The organism is Deinococcus sp. QL22 (genome assembly GCF_023370075.1).
GTDB lineage: Bacteria > Deinococcota > Deinococci > Deinococcales > Deinococcaceae > Deinococcus.
In genome coordinates, this window is record NZ_CP097155.1 from 37,008 (window position 1) to 56,728 (window position 19,721).

The window sequence follows — 19,721 nt, forward strand, 5'->3', positions numbered from 1 at the left end:
CAATCAGCAACTGCTAAATTCGTAGTCCAGCACACGAAATAAGATGAGAGCCACATTTGTTTAATTGGATACGACCCGGCTAGGACGGCATTGTATCAGCGGAGAATGATTTCAAAGCTCTCGGTGTTATCTAAAATCATAGCTATTTGTGATTTTCGTTGCTTGAGAAGACTAATCTCGTTCTAAACATTTTAGTTGAGGTGCTCATTGCTTCTCCTCACTATCTGGTCATTTTTCGCTGTTTGTAGTATATACTATCGATTTGGTTCAGGTGCGCCATGTGTTCTGCGAGAGTCTTTTCGAGGCGCACAGCTTGTAGGGCCATCGCCCTGCGGGTACGTCCCCAGTACTTCACGTAGCGAATCACCGCGTTCGGGGAGGGTTGGAACGGGTCGGCTGGGTAGGAGTGGTCGGCTGGCCACGGGCCGTCGTTCCACCCGATGGCCGAGAACAGCTGGCGTCTGCGTTGAAAGTACTGTTCGAGTTCCTCTAGGCCGACGACCAGTTCTGCGAGGGATTTGCGCGCCTTGGCAGTGTACTCTCGACGGCGCCGCGCCTGTGCCTGGGCTGAGAAGCTGCGCGGGGGGCGCCAACTGGCGAATGTTGAGAAGTCAGGCGTGAGCTCGAGCGAGAGATCTTCCCCCCGGGCTTCCGCCACGAGGCGCCTCACTTCTGGATTCTGAGTCAGGATGGCCCGGGCAAAGGGTTTCGAGTCAGGCCGCCTCGAGTCGAGCTGCGCCGCGCGTCTGAGAATTTCTGAGGTTGGAAATTTCCGTTCACCTGGTGGCAATTTGGCTTGTTCCTGGGTCATGACCGCCAGTGCCATTTGGATACAGCTAACGCTATCGGGCGATGCCTTCGGTTCAGGTGCGCTCATATGTCCTCCGGCAAATTCACTTGCAGCGCTTCCCAGAGGGTCAAGGAGCGCTGGGGCTTCAGAAAGGTAGCCATGCGGCTGACCTTGCTGCCCAGGTATATGCGAGTCATCGCAGATGTCTGGTGACCGAATGCTTGTTGAATTTCATCGATGGAGTCGCCCAGCTGGTCGCGTATGCGACCACACATATACCGGTACATGTGGCCAGCCTGCACAAGATACTCACCATCTGCCATCACGATCGGCACGCCAAGGGAGACATGGCGAGCAAAGCTGAGCAGGGCATGCTGGGTCATGCCACACTTGTCTTTAGAGAACAGATACTCTCCCTCTGTGAGCCCCAGAACTGCTCCCCGTTCAGGCATGGTGGTTGACCAGCCTGGCCAGAGCTGCTCATGCAGTCGCATGGCCTCCATGACGTAGGGCGAGAGTTCAGGTGGGAAGTCATGGGGGACGGGCGCACTTCTACTGCGCTTTCGCCCTTTTGGATACACCGTGAACTTGAAGCGCTTTTCCACCACGTCGGAGTACCCTGCATCGACCCGGAACTGTTGCAGTTCGTGGATCCGCAGACCGGCCTCTAAAGCAGCCAGGATGTAAAGCGCTCCGTACGCCACGCCCGCACATAACACGTCCATGTCCAGCAGCACCTTGGGCGTCCGTCCAGCCGCCCGGCTTTGTTGTGCATACGCCTGGCATTGGGTGCGCAGCGAGCCGAGTGGCGCAGCTGACCCCCAGCGCTCGAAATCAGAGGCCCTGTGGCCAGTGAGGGTCAATGCTTTTCGCGCGGTTTCGTCGTACCAGGCCTCGTGTAGAGGTACGAAAAATGGAAGTGATAACGCGTTGCCGTCGGCGTCCCATGCACCGAGGTATTCGGTCAGGATCTGATCGGCGAGAAGCGAGCGATCTTTAATGCGGCCTGGAATGCGGTCGAGGATGCCCTGTTGACGAGCCTCCTGGTTGAGTGTGGCCACCGTGACCAATCTGAACCGGAGTGTAGCTGAACCGTCGGGAAGGGGCACCGCGTACGGTCGTGGGACGCGGCCCCCCTTCTCGAAGTGGAGCTTCTCCTGGGTGTAGCACTCGTGGAGAGACCTGAACACCAACGCGCGTGACTCGACCACCAGATGGAGGGGCAGGACATGCGGCATAAACGCCTGTATCTGACGTTCCCGGCGTTCCTGCTGCTCCCGGCGGGCTGCCGCGATATGGGCGGAATCCAATGTCGAATCCAGCGGCGGGAGGATCCACGGGCTCAACTGTTTGGCGAGCTGCGGATGAGCTGTAATCAGCCGAATTTGGGCCTGCGCCGCGATATCGTACCAACGGGCTTGCTGAACGCGGGAGGCCTTTTGCGGGGGGCCTCCATAGTCACCCGCCATGTACGCGTTCAGCCAGGTGCTCACGCTGCTTGTTCCCAGTGGGTGACGCTCGTCCCGGCTGGCACGCAGCAGGGACAGCACCCCATTTGCAGTCTTTTTGATGGTTGTCGGGGTGTAGCGTTCGCTGCCGTCTGACCGCTGCTCGCCGAGCATGGCCGCGGCAATTGAGGCGCAGGTCGTGGCGAGCCACCGATCTTGGAGTCCATGCAACCAGACAGCCAATTCGCGGTAGTCGGGACAAACATGATCTGCAGTGGAATGGCTGCGGCTGATCAGCAGCCTGACGATGCTGTATGGCAGATCATTGAAATTTCGCCATCCGAACGACTCCAGGTACTGCTCAGGCAAAAACAGCCGTGCGATTTCCCGGTGCGCCCGGGGAGCTTGGCCTGCCATGACGCTACGGTCAATTGCTTGCCCTATCCTTCTGGTGACGGCGCGGTGTTTGTCGCTCAATCGGTCACCACTCAGGATCATTTCAGTCATGTTGATGGGTTGACCTTGAGCGATCCATGCCTGACGGAGAACAGGGAGTAGCTGCCGCACTGTGCTCGACGCCCACTTGCTGCACTTACTCTCGAGCAGATACACCACCAGTGGAGCAAACCAAGGTTCGTGAGCCTGCATGGAGGCGTGGAGGTCCTTGATGAGGCTGGGCGGCGGCGATGGCGTTCCAGGTGTGCCCCACGCGTCCACGGATTCAGCCAGGACGGGATCCAGGGCGGCGGCCAGATCAGCGATCACCCGGCCCCCAGGGCTACGGGCAAAAGGCCCTGCTCGCTGAGACGATTCCGGATGCCGTGCTGGACTGGTACTGATTCTGCTGGCCCTCCGCGCTGATCCCGTTGCTGCAGCAGGAACGTAATGAGGCCGCGATGGTCGTAATGGATCAGAGAGCGCCATGATCGCCAGCCCATCACCCGGACGTATTCGAGCGCCGCGGCAATCAATTGGATTTCGGAGTGAGCATACTTCGCCTGCAACTCGTCGAGGTCGACATTGATACGCCAGTGACGGAGATGGTGGGGCGAGGCGATCATTTGTTCGGACAGCAGGTGTCCTGCATCGCCGTTACGCAGTTTGCTCCATGCGCCTTGCCAGAACGCGGCGCTGTTGTAAGGTGTCTTCCGCTCGCTCCAGAACACCGGCACGGTGCTGGGATCGATCTGCCGGGCGTGGAGGTATTGCAGGTAGCGCGCGTGCGTCGCAGCTCGTTTGCGCAGCCAAACCAGAAAATCCGGATAGCGGGGATCGTGGGCCGGTTGTTCCGTGAGGAAATAGCGTGTCATGGCGTGTTTGGTCTGCTCGCTGGCCACGACGGGTTTGCGCGGCACCCGCCCCTGCCCCTTGGTGTGCAGCCGCATGGGGGCGTCCAGGCCCGCCGGGTTGATACTGGCCCAGGTCAACTCCACGCCCTCTGTTACGCGTACGCCGGAAGCATGAAGATTCTCGATGATGGCAACATCGCGCCATTTCAGCCTGGCGGCCACGTATCGGGCGCGCAGGTACTCCGGTAACCCGGGATTGTCGAGTATCCCGACCGGAATGACGACTCCAGCCTGAACTCGGTAATACCCGACTGGTGTTCGACTGAGAGTGCCGTCATAGAGGGTGACCTGTCGCTGGACAAAGCTGTAGCGGCTCAGTTGCGCGCGGGCACACCGAACCGTCTCCATGGGCTGGTCTATCCGCAATCCGAGAGCTGCTATGGCGGCAAACGCCTGTTTGAGGAACGTCAGGATCGCAATGATCGTCGCCGGCTTGGTGGTGCCCTCACACAGCAGATGGGTCGTCAGGACACCGACCCGGAGGCGCACGCCGTAGTGTTGTGTCATCACCTGCTCAATGGCCCGGCGGACTTCAGAGATCGGTGCCGTCCAGGCAAAATCTGGTGATCCTCCGGCACGGTTGATCTGGTGCACCAACGTAACGCACCGACGGGCTGTTTTTTCGGTGTGGTTCTCAGCGAGAGCGTTGGCGATATCGCTCAGCGTGAAGCACACTGCCCCCGAGGTATAAACCAAGAGGCTGCCGCCTACTGTGGTCAGGCGCGGCTGATCCCATATATAGGGCTTCTTTGGTGTGTCCATCTGATCCTCATATGGTGTAGTGCCCGATCCAGGCGCCCCGTTAGATACAGTGACGATGTCCCTGGCGAGAGATGTTCTCTCAGATCTTTCAATCGAAATAAACCAATCTTCCTGTAGTTCTTTTCCTCGCCAAAAAGTTAAATATCCTTCCCTTTATTTATTAAAGGATAGACTGAGCGGTCTTTTGCTCCTCTTTTGATAGGAGCAACGGTTTAATTACATTTTCCTGGCATTTGCCTTCTCTGGTGCGATCAGTATTGCAGATCAATAATCAAGTTAGAGTGAAGCTTGGCAGCCTGCCACACTCATTGAATTTTCAATAGAAGAGTTGGTGCGTCTTTCACACTTACGATGAATTGAATGCCCTTATGCGTTACATTGATTAGTAAAATAAAGATGAGTGAAGTGGTTAGAAAAATAAGTTGTAAGGCATAGAAGAAATCTCCGATTTTTGCTCATTATTCTTTAGTCATTCTTAACTATCGACAAGATGCCCCCTGAACGGCTCAGCTTTCGATGGCCGAAGGGCTCAGCCCTATCTATGAGCCGCTTCTGATTCCGTGACATCGGGCACCTAACGAGTGGTCTTGATCGGCCGTCTTCCTAGAGGCGTGGCAGGTCATGGAGCCAGATTGACAGAGTCTACCGATTTCAAATATGATTATAAATCATATTCGTTGATTTGCTTCTAGGCGGAGGGCCATGGCGAATGACACAGATCGTGACAATCCACGAACTCAGCCGGCATATCCAGCGGGTGCTGCACACCCTTTCAACAGGACAAGAGTTGCTGATCGTTCACAATCACGTGGCACTCGCCCGGCTTACTCCCATTCCGCAGATTCCACCCGAGCCCCCCCAACCTGTGGTGAAGTCCACCACTGAACTCCTCCGCCACCCCCTGGGTCTCCTCGGTGCTGACAATCTCAGCCGCATCCTGGGCCTTACCTTGGCCACCTTCATCCTCCAGTTCCCCGAAGGGCAATTCTCGCCTGCTGTCAATGCACGCCTCGCTGCGCTGTCGGCCGCCATGGATGAACAACGCCTGATCCTGCCCTCTCCCCGCATCCGCGCCTGGTGGCGTCGTCCCCACCGGGAACTGGCCCGCCACGCTCCGATTGACCACCTCGCGTTTCCCTGGGTCAGCGGCGACGCCCGCAGCGAGCAGGTCTTCGCGCTGATTCACCGCGACGGCCTCGTGCACCGAGCCAAGACGCTGGACGCGCGTTCATGATCTCAGCCTTTGGCCAAGACCCGGACCATGCTCATCCCACACTGCTGCTCCTGATTGCAGCAGATGCGACTTGGCCCCATTTCCCCCACGCCGTTCTGAAGGTGGCCAGCCACTGTAACGCCAGCGCTTAGGTCATTGTCCGGCACGCCTTGCCCACTCCTCCGCGCATGCCACCGCTATCCGCCTACTCGGTGGGTGGGACAGTTCACCAGAGAACGTGCGGCAGGCCTTGATGTTGTTGTTCTGCAATCAGGAGGGACCCTATAACGCCTGCCTACTTCACTGAAGTTCTGCCAGAAGGGGAACGCTGCGCCTAGATTACCCTGCACGACGGCATGACGCGCCTGATCAGCCTCGCGCTCCTTGCTCGACCACGACACTCACTGCGCGCCACGCCTATGCCGCTTGTCCCGCAAATCCAGCGTGATCTCCTACGGGCAGCATTCACCTGGCCCGCCAGCGAATGGGGCACGATACTTCAGAAATTCGCGCCAGTCTCCCTGAATCTACTGATACTGGTTCAAATCGGAGGTGCTGCATTGCCTTTGAAGATCAGGTCTCCGTCCGGCCCGTCCTGATACCGCACTCCTGAAGCTGTTTATAGGACACTCTGGCAACTGCTGCATGCCCTTGGCATGTTCACCGCCGCAACCCTTCGCGGGTCGAATGGCCTTGCCATCACTTCACGATAGGACGGACACCCAGCAGCCGGGTGAATGCAAGTGTCCCTCCCAATACAGATGACCAGGATCCACGATTCTGTGGCGCAGTAAAGCGTATTTCAGTGGTCAGGCTCCACTTCCCGAGGGTGAGGCGGCGGAGACAGTCGGAGTGACGCGATGACACGTCTGGTCAGTCTGCAGCCGCTGCACACCTATCTAGCTTTTGGTCTTCCCCAGTTGACCCGCCGGCCGAACGTGTCTGCAGAAAGGAAGCCCATTATCCGCCGTAGCGACAGCGTACTGGACGCTCCACCTTCCATGGTCCTCTCCCCTCCGACCTCATGGCCCTGATACCTGCGGAGCAGACATCTCAGCCAGGGGCGGCGTTGCGCCAGACCAGTGTCACACCCAGCTACGGTGACTCGGACATGGGGTTCGCTGAGGTCATGGATCCAGACCAAGGTTAAAACCAGGTGACTGGGAGACCGTGATGCTGGCATCGGTGTCTTCATCCCGCCCCACCTGCTCCTAGAGTGGCCGAGCGACTCCGGATGCTTCTGCCAATGCCAACTGCCCTGCTGCGTCAGCCCTGGCCTTATGCCGTCCACAGGCACTCTTCCCAAGCCCTGCTGCATACCGCCCTCAACTGCCTGTGCTTTGAGCGCATTGAACTGGTGGAAAAACGTCTGACTCGCCTCCTGTTGCCTAGGCCGATCACCGTCTTCAGACTGCATGCTACAGTCGCGCCGTGAGACGGGCCAGCGCACTGCGGCGTCAGACCAACACCGAATCGGTGCAGAAGAGCAATGTCATCGGTCACCGTCTGCGGCAGGCTCGCTTGAGTCAGCAGCTCACGCTCCAAGCTCTCGCGGAACGCATCAAACAACAGGCCGGCTTTGAGATGGGCCAACCCACCCTCACGCGCATTGAGTTGGGCAAACGCAGCGTCTTTGATTTTGAGATCATTGCACTGGTCAACGCTCTTCAGATTGATGTTCGGTGGCTGCTGGGCCTGCCAGAAGATTCGTCCAAATAACGGGCGGGATGTCCTTTCAACTGAGTTGAACCTGCTCGGAAGCTTAGACCTTCAGCTAATCAACTTCTCCATCACGCTTCAGCTGCATGCTGAATTGACCGCCATCAGGGCATGTTCGTGATCAAGGGACCCGCCAATCCGTTGGCCACCAATTGCAGTGGGCCGTCGTCATACAGGTAGGCATGCACATAGAGATAGCCGCTTTCCATCCCAGCAATGACCAGCGCGTGACGGTCATCGAAGAGTCCGTCTTGAAGTCCCAGGTGAAGCAACGCCAAGTCTTCGTGCAGTTCCCGGTGCCGACTGTCTGAGTAAGCGAGCCAGTTTCCCACCCAGTCGTACTGCCCTTTACTGGTGGCCTGAATGGCCTCAGACCAACCCAGGGTGTACCGGGCATCAATGTGGGGATAGGCCGGAGGTGGACTGGTCCACCAGGGATGTCCCTGGCCGCTGGCGAAAGCGACGTGCAGCGTTTCGCCCACGCTGGTGCCGAAAAGTAGCCCGCCCTGAGATTGACCTTTGACCGTGAGCTGGTCCGTGAGCAGCGTGCAAGCGGACGGGGAAAACATGATGGTGGTGATCGGCTCGAGGTCTTGAAGTTCTTTGGAACTGCGGGAGGGTTGAGCAAAGAGCCGGGTGTGGGCGCGCATGGGCAAAACCTCCAGCGGGTAGGGCCAAAGAACACGTATGAGGGGGAGTGGGTGAGACGTGAGCGAACCCTGCAGCATCCAAGCTGGTTCAGTTCTGGTGCTCAGAAAGATTCTGTCTCCAACGTATAGCACGTATACGTGCTGTTCTCAAACTCAGCCTTACCCGACGCTGTGCTGATGGCAGGATTGCGGGTTTCACCCAGTCGAGACCGGCTCCTGTTTGGTCTGCGTGTGCGTGAGGAGCGACGCCGGCAGGGTCTCACTCTGGAAGAACTCGGCGAGCGTACATCCCTGGTCTGGAATTACATTGCCAGCGTGGAGCGGGGCGAGCGGAATATCACCATGGACAACGCCTCCGTACTGGCCAAGGGACTGGGTCTCCCGCTCTGGACGCTCCTTCAAGACAGTTCTGAGGTCTATCCGAAAGACTCCCCTTGACCCACCAGGTTCCGCTCCCACTGCCTCAGTCTCTACCACCAGTATCTGGTCGACAGCTTGGTCTGCCCGCCTTGCCTACACCCGTCACAGAGCTTGCAGGCAGAGGAACACCTTCCTCCAAATTGACCTTGTCCCTCATGACTCAAGTGCTTGGTGACAGCTAACCTCACTGCTCCGTTGTTTCCGCTTCCAGCCCTGTGTGGTGACCTCTCCGAGCAGCTCGCCCCTGCCGCTTAACAGGAAGTTGGAGCCAACAACGTCTCCCGACACTGCACACTGTTCAGAGGGGCAAGCAGCACCACTCTCACCAGGGGTCACGGCACAGAAGAATGATCACGGAGGTCATGATGCGCAAAATTATTCTGTCCCAGGCGGACTTCGACACCATCTTCAAACCTGAATCGCGTTCTCCAGAACTTGAAGCAAACCGTGTGCAAACGCTGGCGCGCGCCACGGAGCTTGGACAGAAGCTGGGTCCTCTCACGACCGAACGTCTGCGTGCTGGCATTCCCTTCCCGCTGCCTAGCCTCACTCGACCGGACTGAATACCGACATGCTCTGATCGGCGGTGCTGGGGTCACCCTTCTCCTCTCCCCTACTCCTGCCGAACCATGCTCGTAGACTGCTGCGGCCCGTCCCCAAATCATCTCCCAGCCCACTCACGTTTAGCGAATGTCACCTCTCCCATCAGGTAGACAGGCGTTCCCAAGCGAGGCCGCGCTCAGGCCACTGCCGCAGCGTTGGCGGTCAGAGGCTGTTAAACGCTCCACGGAGCGGCGGAGGCACCCTCTGATCCAGGTTTGCCTGAACGGCAAGACAGACCAACGGTCCGGTGCGTGTGGATCCTGAAAGGCACTGAGCCAACCGCCCAGTCCAGCTCAACAACCAGGTACTACCCGGTTGTCGGCCATTTTCTTGGACTGGGAGGAACCACCGGAGTCAGGACTCTTGCTGCACCTCGGCCACAGCTGCCACCCACTGACGGTAGCCTTCCGGCGTCCGGAGCAGTCGCACGAACGCTTCCAAAGCTTCCTCAGTCGTGACCCGGCGCACGCCCAAGCTCTCCTCAGCGGCCATCTTCTGCTTCTGAAATTCCCGGAAGACGGCATCTGGCACACGGCCGCCCAGCATGCGCTCCGTCAGGGTGACGGGCACAGGCGGAGGAGGTATCTGAATCTGGCGTTCGGGAATGGGCTCCGGTTCAGGCACGGCCACCGGCTGGCTTTGGGTGGCCGCCACCAGGCCTGCAAACTTGTTGGGCTTGGTCATGCGCGTTCTCCCAGCGTGAGCAGTTCGTTCAGCGCGTTCTCGTAATCCAGCCAGGCCATTTTCCCGGGGCCACTGCCGACCTTGTGTACGAGCGTGCCGCCGCTCGACGCATGACGAAAGGCCACCGTGTCGCGAATGCTCGACTTGAGGACATGCAGGCCCGCACCTTCGAGCGCCTCCCTGGCCTCTGCCGTCGCACTCCCCTGCCGCGTATCCATGGTCAGCAGCACGGCCGCTTTGCTTCTGGGTACCCCCGCACTGTCGAGTACCCCAATAGTCTGCATCAGGCCGCTGACCGCCTGTGCTTCGGGAATGGCTGGAAGCACCAACACCGTGCTGTGCCGTCCGAGCGTACTGATCTCAGATTCGCTGGGGTCGGCCTGCGAGTCGATCACGGCTGCATCGTACTGGCTCACTGCCATCAGACCGCCTACCCCGTCCACCGTGAACGGCATGCTGCCGGCTCCAGCCCAGGTGGTCGCGTAGCCTCGGTCGTCGCCATCAATCAGCAGCGTGCGTTTGCCGGAGTAGGCCAGCAGCGCCGCCAAGTGAATCGCCGAACTGGTTTTCCCCACGCCGCCCTTGCGTCCCACGACAGCTATTCGGAAATTGTCCGTATTCATACCTGCAAACTAGCAGCAGTTGCCACATGTTGTCTTGTTGGCTCTGCCACACTGCTTCATACTGTAAAGTATACAGTGCTACATGTAGAATTGTATACAGCCGTGTTGAAAGTGGACTTGCGTCTACCACAGCTGTTGGGAGGTGGGCGGAATTCATAGTAGTAGACGAGCAGCATTCAATACATGTGGCTTTGTTTTCCGAGCTACATGTAGCCATGTAGCGTATAGGAGATTGCTACATGTAGCAAAATCTGCGGCATTCTGAAATGACTGTAGAGAACCAGCGTTCTCCACATATCCACTTGTCTCATTTGCTACATGTATACATGTAGCAAAGTCTATGATCCTATAGAGAGCAATGCATACGGTTCAACTCAGGAGCGGAAACTGCTACGCGAGCAACAGCTAATCCCAGTCGCCTTTGTACCCTATTCAGTTCATACATGTAGAAAGGTAGTATATTCTACATGTAGATATATATACATGTTGACAAGCATTGTGGATGGGCCCCAGCAACACGCACCCTTCCAGCAAGAAACACTCGAGTTGAAGAGCAGAGATAAACGGCAAGAGGAGAGCGCCGTTAACGGGCCCATCAGGGAGGTCATCAGGCTGTTCAGTCCGTTGTACAACGGGCAGGTTCTGGCTATGCTCAGCGGCGGAAGAGGGTAACCCAAGGGTATGACCCGGGTCGAAGAGGTGCATCGGCCCAAGCCGAGCCGCTCGGCAGATAGGGAAACAGAAAGGAAACCAGTGGTGTGGATGGTCCAGATGCTGTGCAGCCCTTAGTTAAGGCCGCCAAGCAAGCGACTGCACCATCAGCAGGGGAGAGGAGGGCTCCCCAGTTCCCCACAGAGGAATCCCGGATAGATCTCAACTTCAACCTGACTAATACCTCTCTGCCCGCTTGAACCGGTGCTGGCCAGACGTGTCACGGCCAGGATGCTTCACCCCGAGCTCAGCGACAAGGGCTGATGGCCTGACACAATTTATGAGAAAGCGTCCCCGGTAGGGGACACTTTCTGTTTGTGAAGACCGAAAATGCCACCGGGGACGCCCCCCGACTGTACCAAGCGATCCTGCCCCACCTCCACCCCGCCCTGTGGAACGACGTCCGCAACGCCCGTACGCTGGCCTGGATGGTCAGCGGCTTGGTGCTGTCCCAGAGCGTTTCCATTCCCTCCTGGCTGCCGCACATCCACTCCCAGGCCACGGTCGCCCAGAGCACCGAACGTCGCTGCCGACGGTGGCTGGAGAATCCAGCCATCGCCCCTGGCAGTGTGTATGGCCCCCTGATTACCCGAGCCTTGCGGGATTGGGGCCCGCATTCCCTGACGCTGGCGCTGGACACCAGCATCCTGTTCGGACGCTTCTGTCTGATCCGGGTGGCCGTCCTCTACCGGGGACGCGCGGTACCGCTCGTCTCCCGCGTCCTAGAGCATGCCAGTGCTCAGGTCGGCACCGAACAACTCCTGCCTGTCCTCGCCGAGGTCAAAGGCCTGCTGGATTTTCTTGGGCTGCACGATGTTCGACTCCTGGCGGATCGGGGTTTTGCGACACGGCCTTGATGGGCTGGCTCCGCGTCTGCGGATGGCACTTCCGCATCCGCATCAAATCGAGCCTGATTCTGGCCGCTCCAGACGGGCAACGGGTCTGCACCATCGGGGAAATCAAACTCGCAGCGCGCGAAACGCGCTGCTTCCACAACGTCACGATCACCGGACACCGATTTGGGCCGGTGCATGTGGCTCTGGGCCGTCCACGGACGGCCCAGAGCAGTGGCAGGTGGTGAGCGATGAACCCACCAGTCGTGCAACGTTTGCTGAGTACGGCGAGCGCTTCCAAATAGAGGAAGGATTCTTGGATGATAAGAGTGGCCTCTTCGGTCTGGAGGACTCCAAACTGCGTGATGCCGCCAGCCTCGAACGCCTGATCCTGGTGATCTCTGTGGCCACGCTCCTGCTCGTCTCCGAAGGACTCCAGCTCGTGCAGCAGGGTGTGCGCAGAACCATTGATCCCCATTGGAACCGCGCCCTGAGCTATTTGAAACTTGGTTTACGCGGCGTCCACTTCGCGCTGAGCCGGGGGCAGGCAGTACTCAACCGCCTGACGCTCCAAGGAGGCGCCGATCCGGCGCCTCCCGGACGTCGCAAGAAATCGCATGTCAGTTCTGTGGACGCTTTAGAAGGCGGCTGGGTGCTCAGATTTCGCTCTCCCTCATAAATTGTGTCAGGCCGTCAGGCGACAAGGGTCAACTCGCATTGAAATGCCAGTGAAATTTAAACTGCGCGTGAACCTGCATGCAGCGCTCAAGGGTCTCAATGAACTGGGGCGTGAGCCAACGACCCAGCCGGGTGTGGTCAACACCCTCAGAGACGTCGACCCCCCGGCCAAAGTACTCCCGGGCGCCGCCGAAGTACCCGTGAGCGTCGAGAAAGGCCGCTTTGGCACTCTCGGGATCCCTGGCCTGGACGACGGCAAGCGCGTGGGTGAATCCTTCACCGGTCGCAAAGTGTTCCATTGTGACGGTGTACGGCTGGACTGGAGCAGGGGAGACGTCCGTCATAGCAACCTCGCAGGGAGAGCAGGTCAGGCGCGGGGAACTGGTGCGCTTCGGCTTCAGTTCCGCACTCCACCTTTAAACGTTTCCTGTGGCCAACAGGAGGCAGGGACGTTCCACAAGATCGGGACGGCCGTACCGCAAGCAGCCGAGCATGGTATGCAGCAGCGGTTGACCCGGACAGCTCCGAATTCCGTACGGCCAGGCACGGCGCAACAGTGCGGACACCTGTGGACGGGCGAAGAGGTCATTGAGGAAGGTTCCCAGGTCGCACAACCGGTGCAGGGTGACGTCCTGGGGTGCACGGTAGTGCTTCGTCACTTCTTGGAGTTCCCCTGGATTCAACCCCAGCAGTGCCCCCACCAACCGGGGCTCAACCGGGTCTGGGGGCAGATAGATCATCGGATCCAGAGCCTTGAGATAGGGCAGCAGGGGCCGGTACCGTTGCGCTGTGCTCATGACTGCTACAGGACGTACAGGGAGCGCGCCGGAAGGTGCCTGGGTAATGGACGGGAGATCAAGCTGCGCTCCACCCGGCCAGCGCAGATGCTGGCCGTCGGGGGAGACCCGAACAGCTTGTCGCACGCGCGGAAGTTGGAGGGCCCGGAATGCCTCGATCTCCAGCAGCGGAGAAAGATCGACCCGGTGTGTCTGGTCATCACCCGTACTCACCCACACTTGAGGGACCCCCGGTTCAGGCAAGACCTCAATGATCTGCTGGGCGCTTCTCATTCGGGCTCTTCTCCAGAGAGACCGCTCAGGACGAACACGAGGGCGGCGTGAGCCGCCGCCGGGCGAACCCAGGAACCGAGCAGTTGGTAATGGCAGCACGATCCCCCTTCCACGTCAGGCTGAATCCGCAGCCTGGCGTGTGGTTCGGCGTGCCGCAGAGCATCAAGCAGGTGCAACCGCAATTCAAGAGAAACAGGGGGTGCCATCAGCGGCACGAACTGATATTGCAATGCCTTCGTGGAGGATCAGTTCAGTGTGGCGCGGTGTTGCTCAAAGCGAGTCGGTGAGCGGTACCCCAAGCTAGAGTGACGACGCTCGCGGTTGTAAAACACCTCAATCCACTCAAAGACCAGATTACGTGTGTCAGCGCGGTTTCCTTGTGCTGTGTCGAGTTCCAGTTCCAGCTTGAGGGTGGCGAAGAAGCTCTCCATCGCCGCGTTGTCCCAGCAGTCTCCCTTTCGGCTCATACTTTGAGCGCCTGGAGCGCTCCAGTGCTTGTCGATACCGCGACTCGCATATTGAATTCCCTGGTCCGAATGATGGAGCAATCCTTGTCCAGGACGCCGAATCTGCTGTGCCATGTCCAGCGCAGCGACGACCAACTCGGTCTGCAGGGTGGCCCGCATGGCCCAACCCACGATTTTGCGAGAGAACAGATCCATCACCACAGCGAGGTACATCCAGCCCTCAGCCACGGGTAAATAGGTAATATCCGTCACCCATTTCTGATTGGGTTGTTCGGCAACAAATTCGCGATTCAGTAGATTTTCGGCCACTGGGTGCGGGTGTTTTGAATTGGTGGTCACGCGATTTCCGCTTGCAGCGAGCCTTCAGTCCTGCTGCCTTCATCAGCCGAGTAATTCGTGCTCGGCTGACCTGTTTTCCTCGTCCACGAGTGCGGCTTGACACGAGGGGCACCGTAGGTGCCCCTACTGACTTGATGAATGGTTCGAATGGCCTCGGTCAGAGCGACGTCTTCCACCCGATAGCAGTTTTTGGGCCTTCTCCACCACGCAAAATAGCCACTGACCCCGACACCGAGCGTCTTGCACAGCCGCTCAATGCTGTACTCATGCCGATGCTGCTCAATGAACCCGTAAATTAGTGGTCTTTGGCGAAGAAGGCCAGTGCTTTTTTCAGAATATCGCGTTCCTGACGGGTAATTTCCAGCTCTCGTTCTAGCTTCTTGAACCGCGCTTCCTGCTCACTCAACGCGGCGACGCCGCGTCCGGTGAATTGGGGGCGGCCCACCGCCCCTTGTTGCTCGTGATGCTGTTTCCAGCGTACGACTAAATACGGTGGAACACCCAAGTTGCGGGCGATCTCAGCGCAGCTTTTCTGGCTGCTGATCACCAGACGCACGGCTTCTTCTTTGAACTCGGCGGTGTAGTGGTTTTTACTGGCGGTCATGTCAGTCTCCATTGTCGGTCAGACTGAACTCCTCCTCCACAGAACCCTAGCAAGATCAAACAGCAGCAGGAGTGGGCTGGTCGTGGAGCTGGCCGGATCAAGCCAACAGTCCGATTCAGGCAAGGTTTCAGGCATCGCAGACCTGCTGGGCCAGGATCCAGACGCGCTGCGCCAAGTCCGGAGACCAGGCCTGGACAGCTGGAGCCCGACCTTTGAAGGCCAATAGAGGCTGATTCGTCCCTGGCCCAAGCTGTGGCGCCTTAGGAGAAGCTGGGAGCTCTGCTGCAGGACAGGAGCCAAGCTGGGCAAGGTGTATTCCATTGAAGCGGAGGCAATCAATCTGACCACGCTGTACGCCAGCAAGAAGCTTGTTCCAGGCCTGCGCCAAGTTGTTGGGAATGATGGGGATCATGTCTCCTCTGGGGAACTGTCTACAAATGGCTTCTTAATAAGAAGCCTAGCATATGAGCAGAGGTCATTCCAGAGCAGCATGATGATCGGAGGGGCAGGGCATCAAATCCCTGGTTTTGCAGTATTGAAAGTGATTCGACGACCCCCATGGGCGTTCAGATTGGGCTGTCGGAACCGGTCGTTGCCAAGCGTGCGGATCACAAGGACCCAATGTCCACCGTCGACTGCAGCAGGAACGCCACTGGTCTCAGGAAATGTTGACCACTTTGGCTTCACTGCAGCAGGCCGGAAAATCGACCAGGCCCGGCAGAACACCGCCGTCTTTAAAGGAACCTCCATAGACCAAACGGATGTCCACGCGACCAACTTGGGCCACCCTTCCGGCCTGGACGAAGTCTCACCGGGTAAAGGGGCCAGGATCAGCTCTGCTTGCTCCCACTGCTACAGTGACCCGCATGAGACGGGCGAGTGCCATCCGGCGCCGGGAAGAAACGATGGCCAATTTGATCGGCCCCAGGCTCCGGCGGGCTCGGCAGTTCCATACTCCGCCCCTGACCATGGAGGCCACCGCGCAGCGGGCGACGGCCTCCGGCTACGCCATCACGGAGAACATGCTGAACAAAATCGAGACCCAGCGGCGGTCGGTCTACGACTTTGAGGTCTATGCCTTGGCGCTGGCGGTCGGGGTGGATGCCCGATATCTCCTCGGCTTGACGGACGACCCCGGCTTCCCCCAAGCACCAGAGCCTCAAGATGAGGACCACCGTTGACGGCTCACGATCACGCTGAATACCTCAGGAAAGCCCAGCAGGCAGGCTTAAAAGTGTTCGGAAAGCAGAGCTGGGCTCTGTACGTGCAAGCCCCCTTCGAGGCGGTACCCTCTCAAGGAGCTGCAGACATCGTCGAGGCGTATGCACAAGCCAGGCGACTGTTGAATTCCTTTGACGAAGCCCTTCAAAGATGCGCAGCAACCCTGCAGCCCCAAGGGATCCGCGCCCGTATGCGCCCAGGCGGGATCAAGGACGCCAACCGCACCATTGAGAAAATGAGTGGGCGACAGAAAACCCTGCCCTTAGATCTGCTGGGAGGCACCCTGATTTGCCCGAGTCTTGAGGCGACTTACGCCGCGGCTGGCGAGGTGATGCATCAATTTGATGTCGTCAGCTTCCGCGACCGGTGCATCACCCCCGTACCGTCCGGCTACCGTGACCTGCAACTGAGCGTGCGGCTGGCCGACGGCCATCTGGCGGAGCTCAAGATCATGCATCAGGTGATCTCCGATCTCGATCAATATGAGCACCGAATCTTTGAAATTCAACGGCGCATTGAAGCCGAGCACCGAGCTGAAATGCCTTTTGTCGAAGAATTGGTGGCCAAATCGCTGACAGCCGCGAGTGAAGCCATGTATGCTCAAGCCTGGGTCCGGGTACTGGTCATGGAAGGCCTCCTTGACGACGAGGAGAAGGGGTGATGATGACTCAGGCGCTTCAATTTTTTCTCTACGGGGACACCCCCGTCAAGTTTGAACGCACCCCGTCTGGGGGACTACGCGTGTGGGTGTTTGACCCAGAGACGCGAGGCTTCTTTGCTGATTCGACCTACCGCAGCCGGGTGTTGTATGACCGTGACAATCTGACTCGGGCAGTGAACGAAGCGGAATTCACGCGTGAGGTTGAACGGCTGGGCGGTTTGCAAGCTGTTTAAACTGCTCATCTTGGCGAGCAGGGTCATTCGTCATGAAAGCAAGCTGGTACGGGCAAAACGAACAGCACGATGCATCTCGCCGCGCATCTCTTTTCTCTGAAAAGAGTGTTGCTGGTGGCTGAAAGGGCACGGTCCAAAGAGAAGTATCGTGGGAAGTCAATCTTGCCAGTCCCCATGACGCGGCGGTACGGACGCTGGTGCGTCCTAGCGACGACGGCGAACTGACCAATGCTCGCGCAGGATGGGCAGACGCAGCCACCCGGTGTCAATGCCAACCATCCCACGCTCCAAAGCCTTCCAAGATGTCCAGCGTCCGCATCCCCTGATCAAAGGTGTTGGGAGCAACAGGCGCGCTCAAGGATGTTCGAGAGGACCCCAGGCAAGAGGGAAGCAGCTGAGACACATCCTCTTCACCTTCTGATGACGTGTTCTTGCGGTCACTTGTTCCCATGCGCCCGTCACAGCAGTCGTTCAGAGTTGGGTTGTTCTCAGCCACCAGCTGGCTGCGGATTCATGACGCTAAACGTCGCGCCCGCAGGATCAGCCAGCACGGCCATGCGACCATAAGACATATCGAACGGCGCCACCAACACCTTCCCACCCTGTTCCTGCGCCAGCTGGGCCGCCCGGTCCACATCGGCTACATAGAAGTAGGTCACCCAATGGGGCCCTGCGACCGCTTCCCAGTTCTCACCCATGCCCGACACTCCAGCGTAACCCTGCTCTCCATGTCGAAGCTGGTGATAATCCAGGCCATCAAGCGGCGTGCTGTCGGCACCAAACAGTGTGGTGTAAAACGCCAGGGCGCGGGCCGAGTCGCGGGTGTTGATCTCCACCCAGACTACGCTACCGTCGCCCTCGCAAGCCTCGAACCCCTGATGGTTACCTGCCTGCCATAAGCCGAACGTCGCGCCCGTGGGATCGCTGAAAACGCCCATATGGCCCTGATCACCGATCAGCATCGGCCCCATGACGACCTGACCTCCTAAGCGTACGATCTGCTCTGCATCAGCAGCGATATTGTCACTGGCAAAGTAGACCGTCCAGGCACTGGGCATCTCTGCGCCGGGGGGAAGAGGAACCAGCCCTGTGGCCAGTTTCCCGCCCTGGAAGGCCATCGCGTAGTGACCGTACTCCTCGCTGCTTTCGCCGTACTCCCAACCAAACAGAGTGGTGTAAAAGGCTTTGCTCCGGTCAGGCATGGGCGTGGCGAGGTCGGTCCAGCTGGGTTCTCCGGCAGGATAGGTCATGGGTGTTCCTCCTTGGTCTAGACAAGAGTAGCGTAAATTACAAGGATTATTTTGTTAATAGCGTAATTCGGAGCTGAATCTAATTGGTTGGTGGGGGGAGGGGAGACGAACTGTCGTGGGCAACTGCTGGGCCGGTATGGTGACTCGGCTGAAGAGGGCGCATGTCCGTGCTGAGCAGCGCATCAGCTGTGGTGCGTTGCAGCACCATGTGATTCACCTTGAACCTCTGCCCTGATCAAGAGAGGCGGCTGACTTGTCTTCTTCCAGGTATGCCTGTCAACCCATGACGCGTCAGTGGGAAAGGCGGCTTTCGCGCTGCGCGAGCACCCGCAGCGCATAGGCCACGGCAGAGAGCAGCGTCGCCGTCGTCGTCCCCCCATCCAAGCCCAGATACGCCACCGAATGGAGAGCATGGTAGGCCGCGGGCAACGGCTCATCCCGCCCTGAGATCAAACGCTCATACCAGCCTTGGCCGAGCGCCGGCAAGTCCAGGAACTGTTCCCCCGCCAGCGCCGCGATCTCTGTCGCATGGCGGTCCAGTTCAACAGCGAACGCCAAGAGGATCTCCCGGGTCGGCTGGGTGTGATGTAAGGCTGGAGCAAATTCGACAGCCGCCAGCACTTGTAAGGTCGTGGCGACACAGGTCTCAAACGCCTGCTGATTCCGCAAGTGCGCGTGCGGAGGCTGAGGCAGGGCAGTCATCCCCTTCAGCATGGCGCGACCCCAAAACAGGATCAAGGTCAAGTGTCGCAAATGACGTGAGGATGAACCTCTCCGAATAGAGCCAGGTGTCTCCGGCTCTGTTCCCTAACTAAATTTCGCGAATTCATGAACGGCTCAATGAGGTGCTCAGAGCTCACACAGTGCACCTGGAGAAGAGTTTTTCTGACACGGGATGAGGCTACACCCGGTTAGAGTTCAACGCTCAGCAGCGCCCGAACCAGGGGCAAGGCTTCTGTAACTGGACGCTCCAGTGCGGCCCAGACTTTAGCGACCTGCTCTGCCGTCAAGCCTTACAGTGCTGCCAAGGCCGCCGCTGAAGACGCCCGGCTCAGTCGCAACCGCAGCAATGCCCCCAACGTCTCACGAGCGTCCTGAGGGCCAGGCAACTCCTCGTCCGGCCTCACAGTTCGTTTCCGCTTTGAGGAGGCCTTGCTGGGCTTGGTGGACGCCGCACTAGCTTCAAAGCTCCACTTGCCAGGATTGCGTACCGCATCCATCATCGAAGCATGTAGAGACCAGGGCCGCCACCCGGCAGCAAGTCGCTCGTCCGCTTGCCGCAGGGCTGGGGCCACACAGTCATAATGATCCGCCGCCAGCGCTTCCGCCACCAGGCGGATCATGCCTCAGGTCATCAACGTCGCAACCTGCATATCAACTTTAGCAACTCGCA

The 19,721-nt window shown here is 58.7% G+C and carries 24 protein-coding genes; 10 read left to right on the forward strand and 14 right to left on the reverse strand.

The features are described from left to right. Positions 1-220: 220 nt before the first annotated feature. From M1R55_RS27965 to M1R55_RS27975, 3 genes are read right to left on the reverse strand one after another with little or no spacing between them, the layout of a single operon-like run. Positions 221-877, reverse strand: a complete 657-nt coding sequence (locus M1R55_RS27965; RefSeq protein WP_249396484.1) for a hypothetical protein — start codon at positions 875-877, stop codon at positions 221-223. Next, positions 874-3,003: a site-specific integrase gene (locus M1R55_RS27970; RefSeq protein ID WP_249396485.1), complete on the reverse strand. Its 2,130-nt coding sequence runs from the start codon at positions 3,001-3,003 to the stop codon at positions 874-876. Before M1R55_RS27970 ends, M1R55_RS27965 begins: the two co-directional genes overlap by 4 nt. After that, positions 3,000-4,349 carry a hypothetical protein gene (locus M1R55_RS27975; protein ID WP_249396486.1) on the reverse strand — a complete coding sequence of 450 codons (1,350 nt, stop codon included), beginning with the start codon at positions 4,347-4,349 and terminating at the stop codon, positions 3,000-3,002. The genes M1R55_RS27970 and M1R55_RS27975 overlap by 4 nt, the downstream gene beginning before the upstream one ends. Before the next feature lie 709 nt (positions 4,350-5,058). Here M1R55_RS27975 and M1R55_RS27980 point away from each other — a divergent pair. Both M1R55_RS27980 and M1R55_RS27985 read left to right on the forward strand, forming a co-directional pair. Further along, positions 5,059-5,583 carry a hypothetical protein gene (locus M1R55_RS27980; protein WP_249396487.1) on the forward strand — a complete coding sequence of 175 codons (525 nt, stop codon included), beginning with the start codon at positions 5,059-5,061 and terminating at the stop codon, positions 5,581-5,583. A gap of 1,410 nt (positions 5,584-6,993) precedes the next feature. Beyond that, on the forward strand, positions 6,994-7,281 hold the full coding sequence (locus M1R55_RS27985) for a helix-turn-helix domain-containing protein (protein WP_249396488.1): 288 nt from the start codon (positions 6,994-6,996) through the stop codon (positions 7,279-7,281). A 104-nt stretch (positions 7,282-7,385) separates the two neighbouring features. On the opposite strand, the gene M1R55_RS27990 is transcribed toward M1R55_RS27985, so the two are convergent. Further along, the gene (locus tag M1R55_RS27990; protein ID WP_249396489.1) at positions 7,386-7,931 is read right to left on the reverse strand and encodes a hypothetical protein; all 546 of its coding nucleotides are present in this window, start codon (positions 7,929-7,931) and stop codon (positions 7,386-7,388) included. Positions 7,932-8,069: 138 nt separating this feature from the next. Between M1R55_RS27990 and M1R55_RS27995 the strand changes: the two genes are divergently transcribed. Both M1R55_RS27995 and M1R55_RS28000 read left to right on the forward strand, forming a co-directional pair. Next, positions 8,070-8,369 carry a helix-turn-helix domain-containing protein gene (locus tag M1R55_RS27995; RefSeq protein ID WP_249396490.1) on the forward strand — a complete coding sequence of 100 codons (300 nt, stop codon included), beginning with the start codon at positions 8,070-8,072 and terminating at the stop codon, positions 8,367-8,369. Between the two features lie 344 nt (positions 8,370-8,713). Next, positions 8,714-8,914, forward strand: a complete 201-nt coding sequence (locus M1R55_RS28000; protein WP_249396491.1) for a hypothetical protein — start codon at positions 8,714-8,716, stop codon at positions 8,912-8,914. A gap of 394 nt (positions 8,915-9,308) precedes the next feature. Here M1R55_RS28000 and M1R55_RS28005 read toward each other — a convergent pair whose 3' ends face one another. Together M1R55_RS28005 and M1R55_RS28010 are read right to left on the reverse strand one after the other, a co-directional pair. Further along, positions 9,309-9,638: a hypothetical protein gene (locus tag M1R55_RS28005; protein WP_249396492.1), complete on the reverse strand. Its 330-nt coding sequence runs from the start codon at positions 9,636-9,638 to the stop codon at positions 9,309-9,311. Next, positions 9,635-10,261, reverse strand: a complete 627-nt coding sequence (locus M1R55_RS28010; RefSeq protein WP_249396493.1) for a ParA family protein — start codon at positions 10,259-10,261, stop codon at positions 9,635-9,637. The genes M1R55_RS28005 and M1R55_RS28010 overlap by 4 nt, the downstream gene beginning before the upstream one ends. A gap of 1,028 nt (positions 10,262-11,289) precedes the next feature. On the opposite strand from M1R55_RS28010, the gene M1R55_RS28015 reads away from it, so the two are divergent. From M1R55_RS28015 to M1R55_RS28025, 3 genes are read left to right on the forward strand one after another with little or no spacing between them, the layout of a single operon-like run. After that, positions 11,290-11,829 carry a hypothetical protein gene (locus M1R55_RS28015; RefSeq protein ID WP_249394029.1) on the forward strand — a complete coding sequence of 180 codons (540 nt, stop codon included), beginning with the start codon at positions 11,290-11,292 and terminating at the stop codon, positions 11,827-11,829. Then, a complete protein-coding gene (locus M1R55_RS28020; protein ID WP_249391323.1) occupies positions 11,829-12,053 on the forward strand; it encodes a hypothetical protein in 225 nt (74 codons plus the stop codon). Before M1R55_RS28015 ends, M1R55_RS28020 begins: the two co-directional genes overlap by 1 nt. Next, on the forward strand, positions 12,050-12,484 hold the full coding sequence (locus tag M1R55_RS28025; protein WP_249391324.1) for a hypothetical protein: 435 nt from the start codon (positions 12,050-12,052) through the stop codon (positions 12,482-12,484). Before M1R55_RS28020 ends, M1R55_RS28025 begins: the two co-directional genes overlap by 4 nt. A 28-nt stretch (positions 12,485-12,512) precedes the next feature. On the opposite strand, the gene M1R55_RS28030 is transcribed toward M1R55_RS28025, so the two are convergent. The 5 genes from M1R55_RS28030 to M1R55_RS28050 form a co-directional block, all read right to left on the reverse strand. Next, on the reverse strand, positions 12,513-12,782 hold the full coding sequence (locus M1R55_RS28030; RefSeq protein ID WP_249396494.1) for a hypothetical protein: 270 nt from the start codon (positions 12,780-12,782) through the stop codon (positions 12,513-12,515). Between the two features lie 117 nt (positions 12,783-12,899). Continuing rightward, positions 12,900-13,553, reverse strand: coding sequence for a DUF2442 domain-containing protein (locus M1R55_RS28035; protein WP_249396495.1), 654 nt, complete (start codon positions 13,551-13,553; stop codon positions 12,900-12,902). Further along, positions 13,550-13,759 carry a hypothetical protein gene (locus tag M1R55_RS28040; protein ID WP_249396496.1) on the reverse strand — a complete coding sequence of 70 codons (210 nt, stop codon included), beginning with the start codon at positions 13,757-13,759 and terminating at the stop codon, positions 13,550-13,552. Before M1R55_RS28040 ends, M1R55_RS28035 begins: the two co-directional genes overlap by 4 nt. A 39-nt stretch (positions 13,760-13,798) precedes the next feature. Continuing rightward, entirely contained in the window at positions 13,799-14,359 is a 561-nt protein-coding gene (locus M1R55_RS28045; protein WP_249396497.1) for an IS3 family transposase, read from the reverse strand. Between the two features lie 295 nt (positions 14,360-14,654). Next, a complete protein-coding gene (locus M1R55_RS28050) occupies positions 14,655-14,963 on the reverse strand; it encodes a transposase (protein ID WP_249394272.1) in 309 nt (102 codons plus the stop codon). 866 nt (positions 14,964-15,829) lie between these two features. On the opposite strand from M1R55_RS28050, the gene M1R55_RS28055 reads away from it, so the two are divergent. Genes M1R55_RS28055 through M1R55_RS28065 form a run of 3 tightly spaced genes read left to right on the forward strand, consistent with a single transcriptional unit; the run spans position 15,830 to position 17,078 of the window. Then, positions 15,830-16,144, forward strand: a complete 315-nt coding sequence (locus M1R55_RS28055) for a helix-turn-helix domain-containing protein (protein ID WP_249396498.1) — start codon at positions 15,830-15,832, stop codon at positions 16,142-16,144. After that, positions 16,141-16,845, forward strand: a complete 705-nt coding sequence (locus M1R55_RS28060; protein WP_249396499.1) for a hypothetical protein — start codon at positions 16,141-16,143, stop codon at positions 16,843-16,845. The genes M1R55_RS28055 and M1R55_RS28060 overlap by 4 nt, the downstream gene beginning before the upstream one ends. After that, positions 16,845-17,078, forward strand: a complete 234-nt coding sequence (locus tag M1R55_RS28065; protein WP_249396500.1) for a hypothetical protein — start codon at positions 16,845-16,847, stop codon at positions 17,076-17,078. Before M1R55_RS28060 ends, M1R55_RS28065 begins: the two co-directional genes overlap by 1 nt. A 488-nt stretch (positions 17,079-17,566) precedes the next feature. Here the strand turns inward: M1R55_RS28065 and M1R55_RS28070 are convergent, their stop codons facing one another. From M1R55_RS28070 to M1R55_RS28080, 3 genes are all read right to left on the reverse strand, one after another. Then, complete coding sequence (locus tag M1R55_RS28070) at positions 17,567-18,328, reverse strand: VOC family protein (RefSeq protein WP_249396501.1); 762 nt, start codon at positions 18,326-18,328, stop codon at positions 17,567-17,569. Positions 18,329-18,619: 291 nt separating this feature from the next. Next, positions 18,620-19,030, reverse strand: coding sequence for a hypothetical protein (locus tag M1R55_RS28075; RefSeq protein WP_249396502.1), 411 nt, complete (start codon positions 19,028-19,030; stop codon positions 18,620-18,622). A 311-nt stretch (positions 19,031-19,341) separates the two neighbouring features. Next, positions 19,342-19,671 (reverse strand): hypothetical protein, encoded by a 330-nt coding sequence (locus M1R55_RS28080; protein ID WP_249396503.1) that lies wholly within the window; start codon positions 19,669-19,671, stop codon positions 19,342-19,344. Between the last annotated feature and the right edge of the window lie 50 nt (positions 19,672-19,721).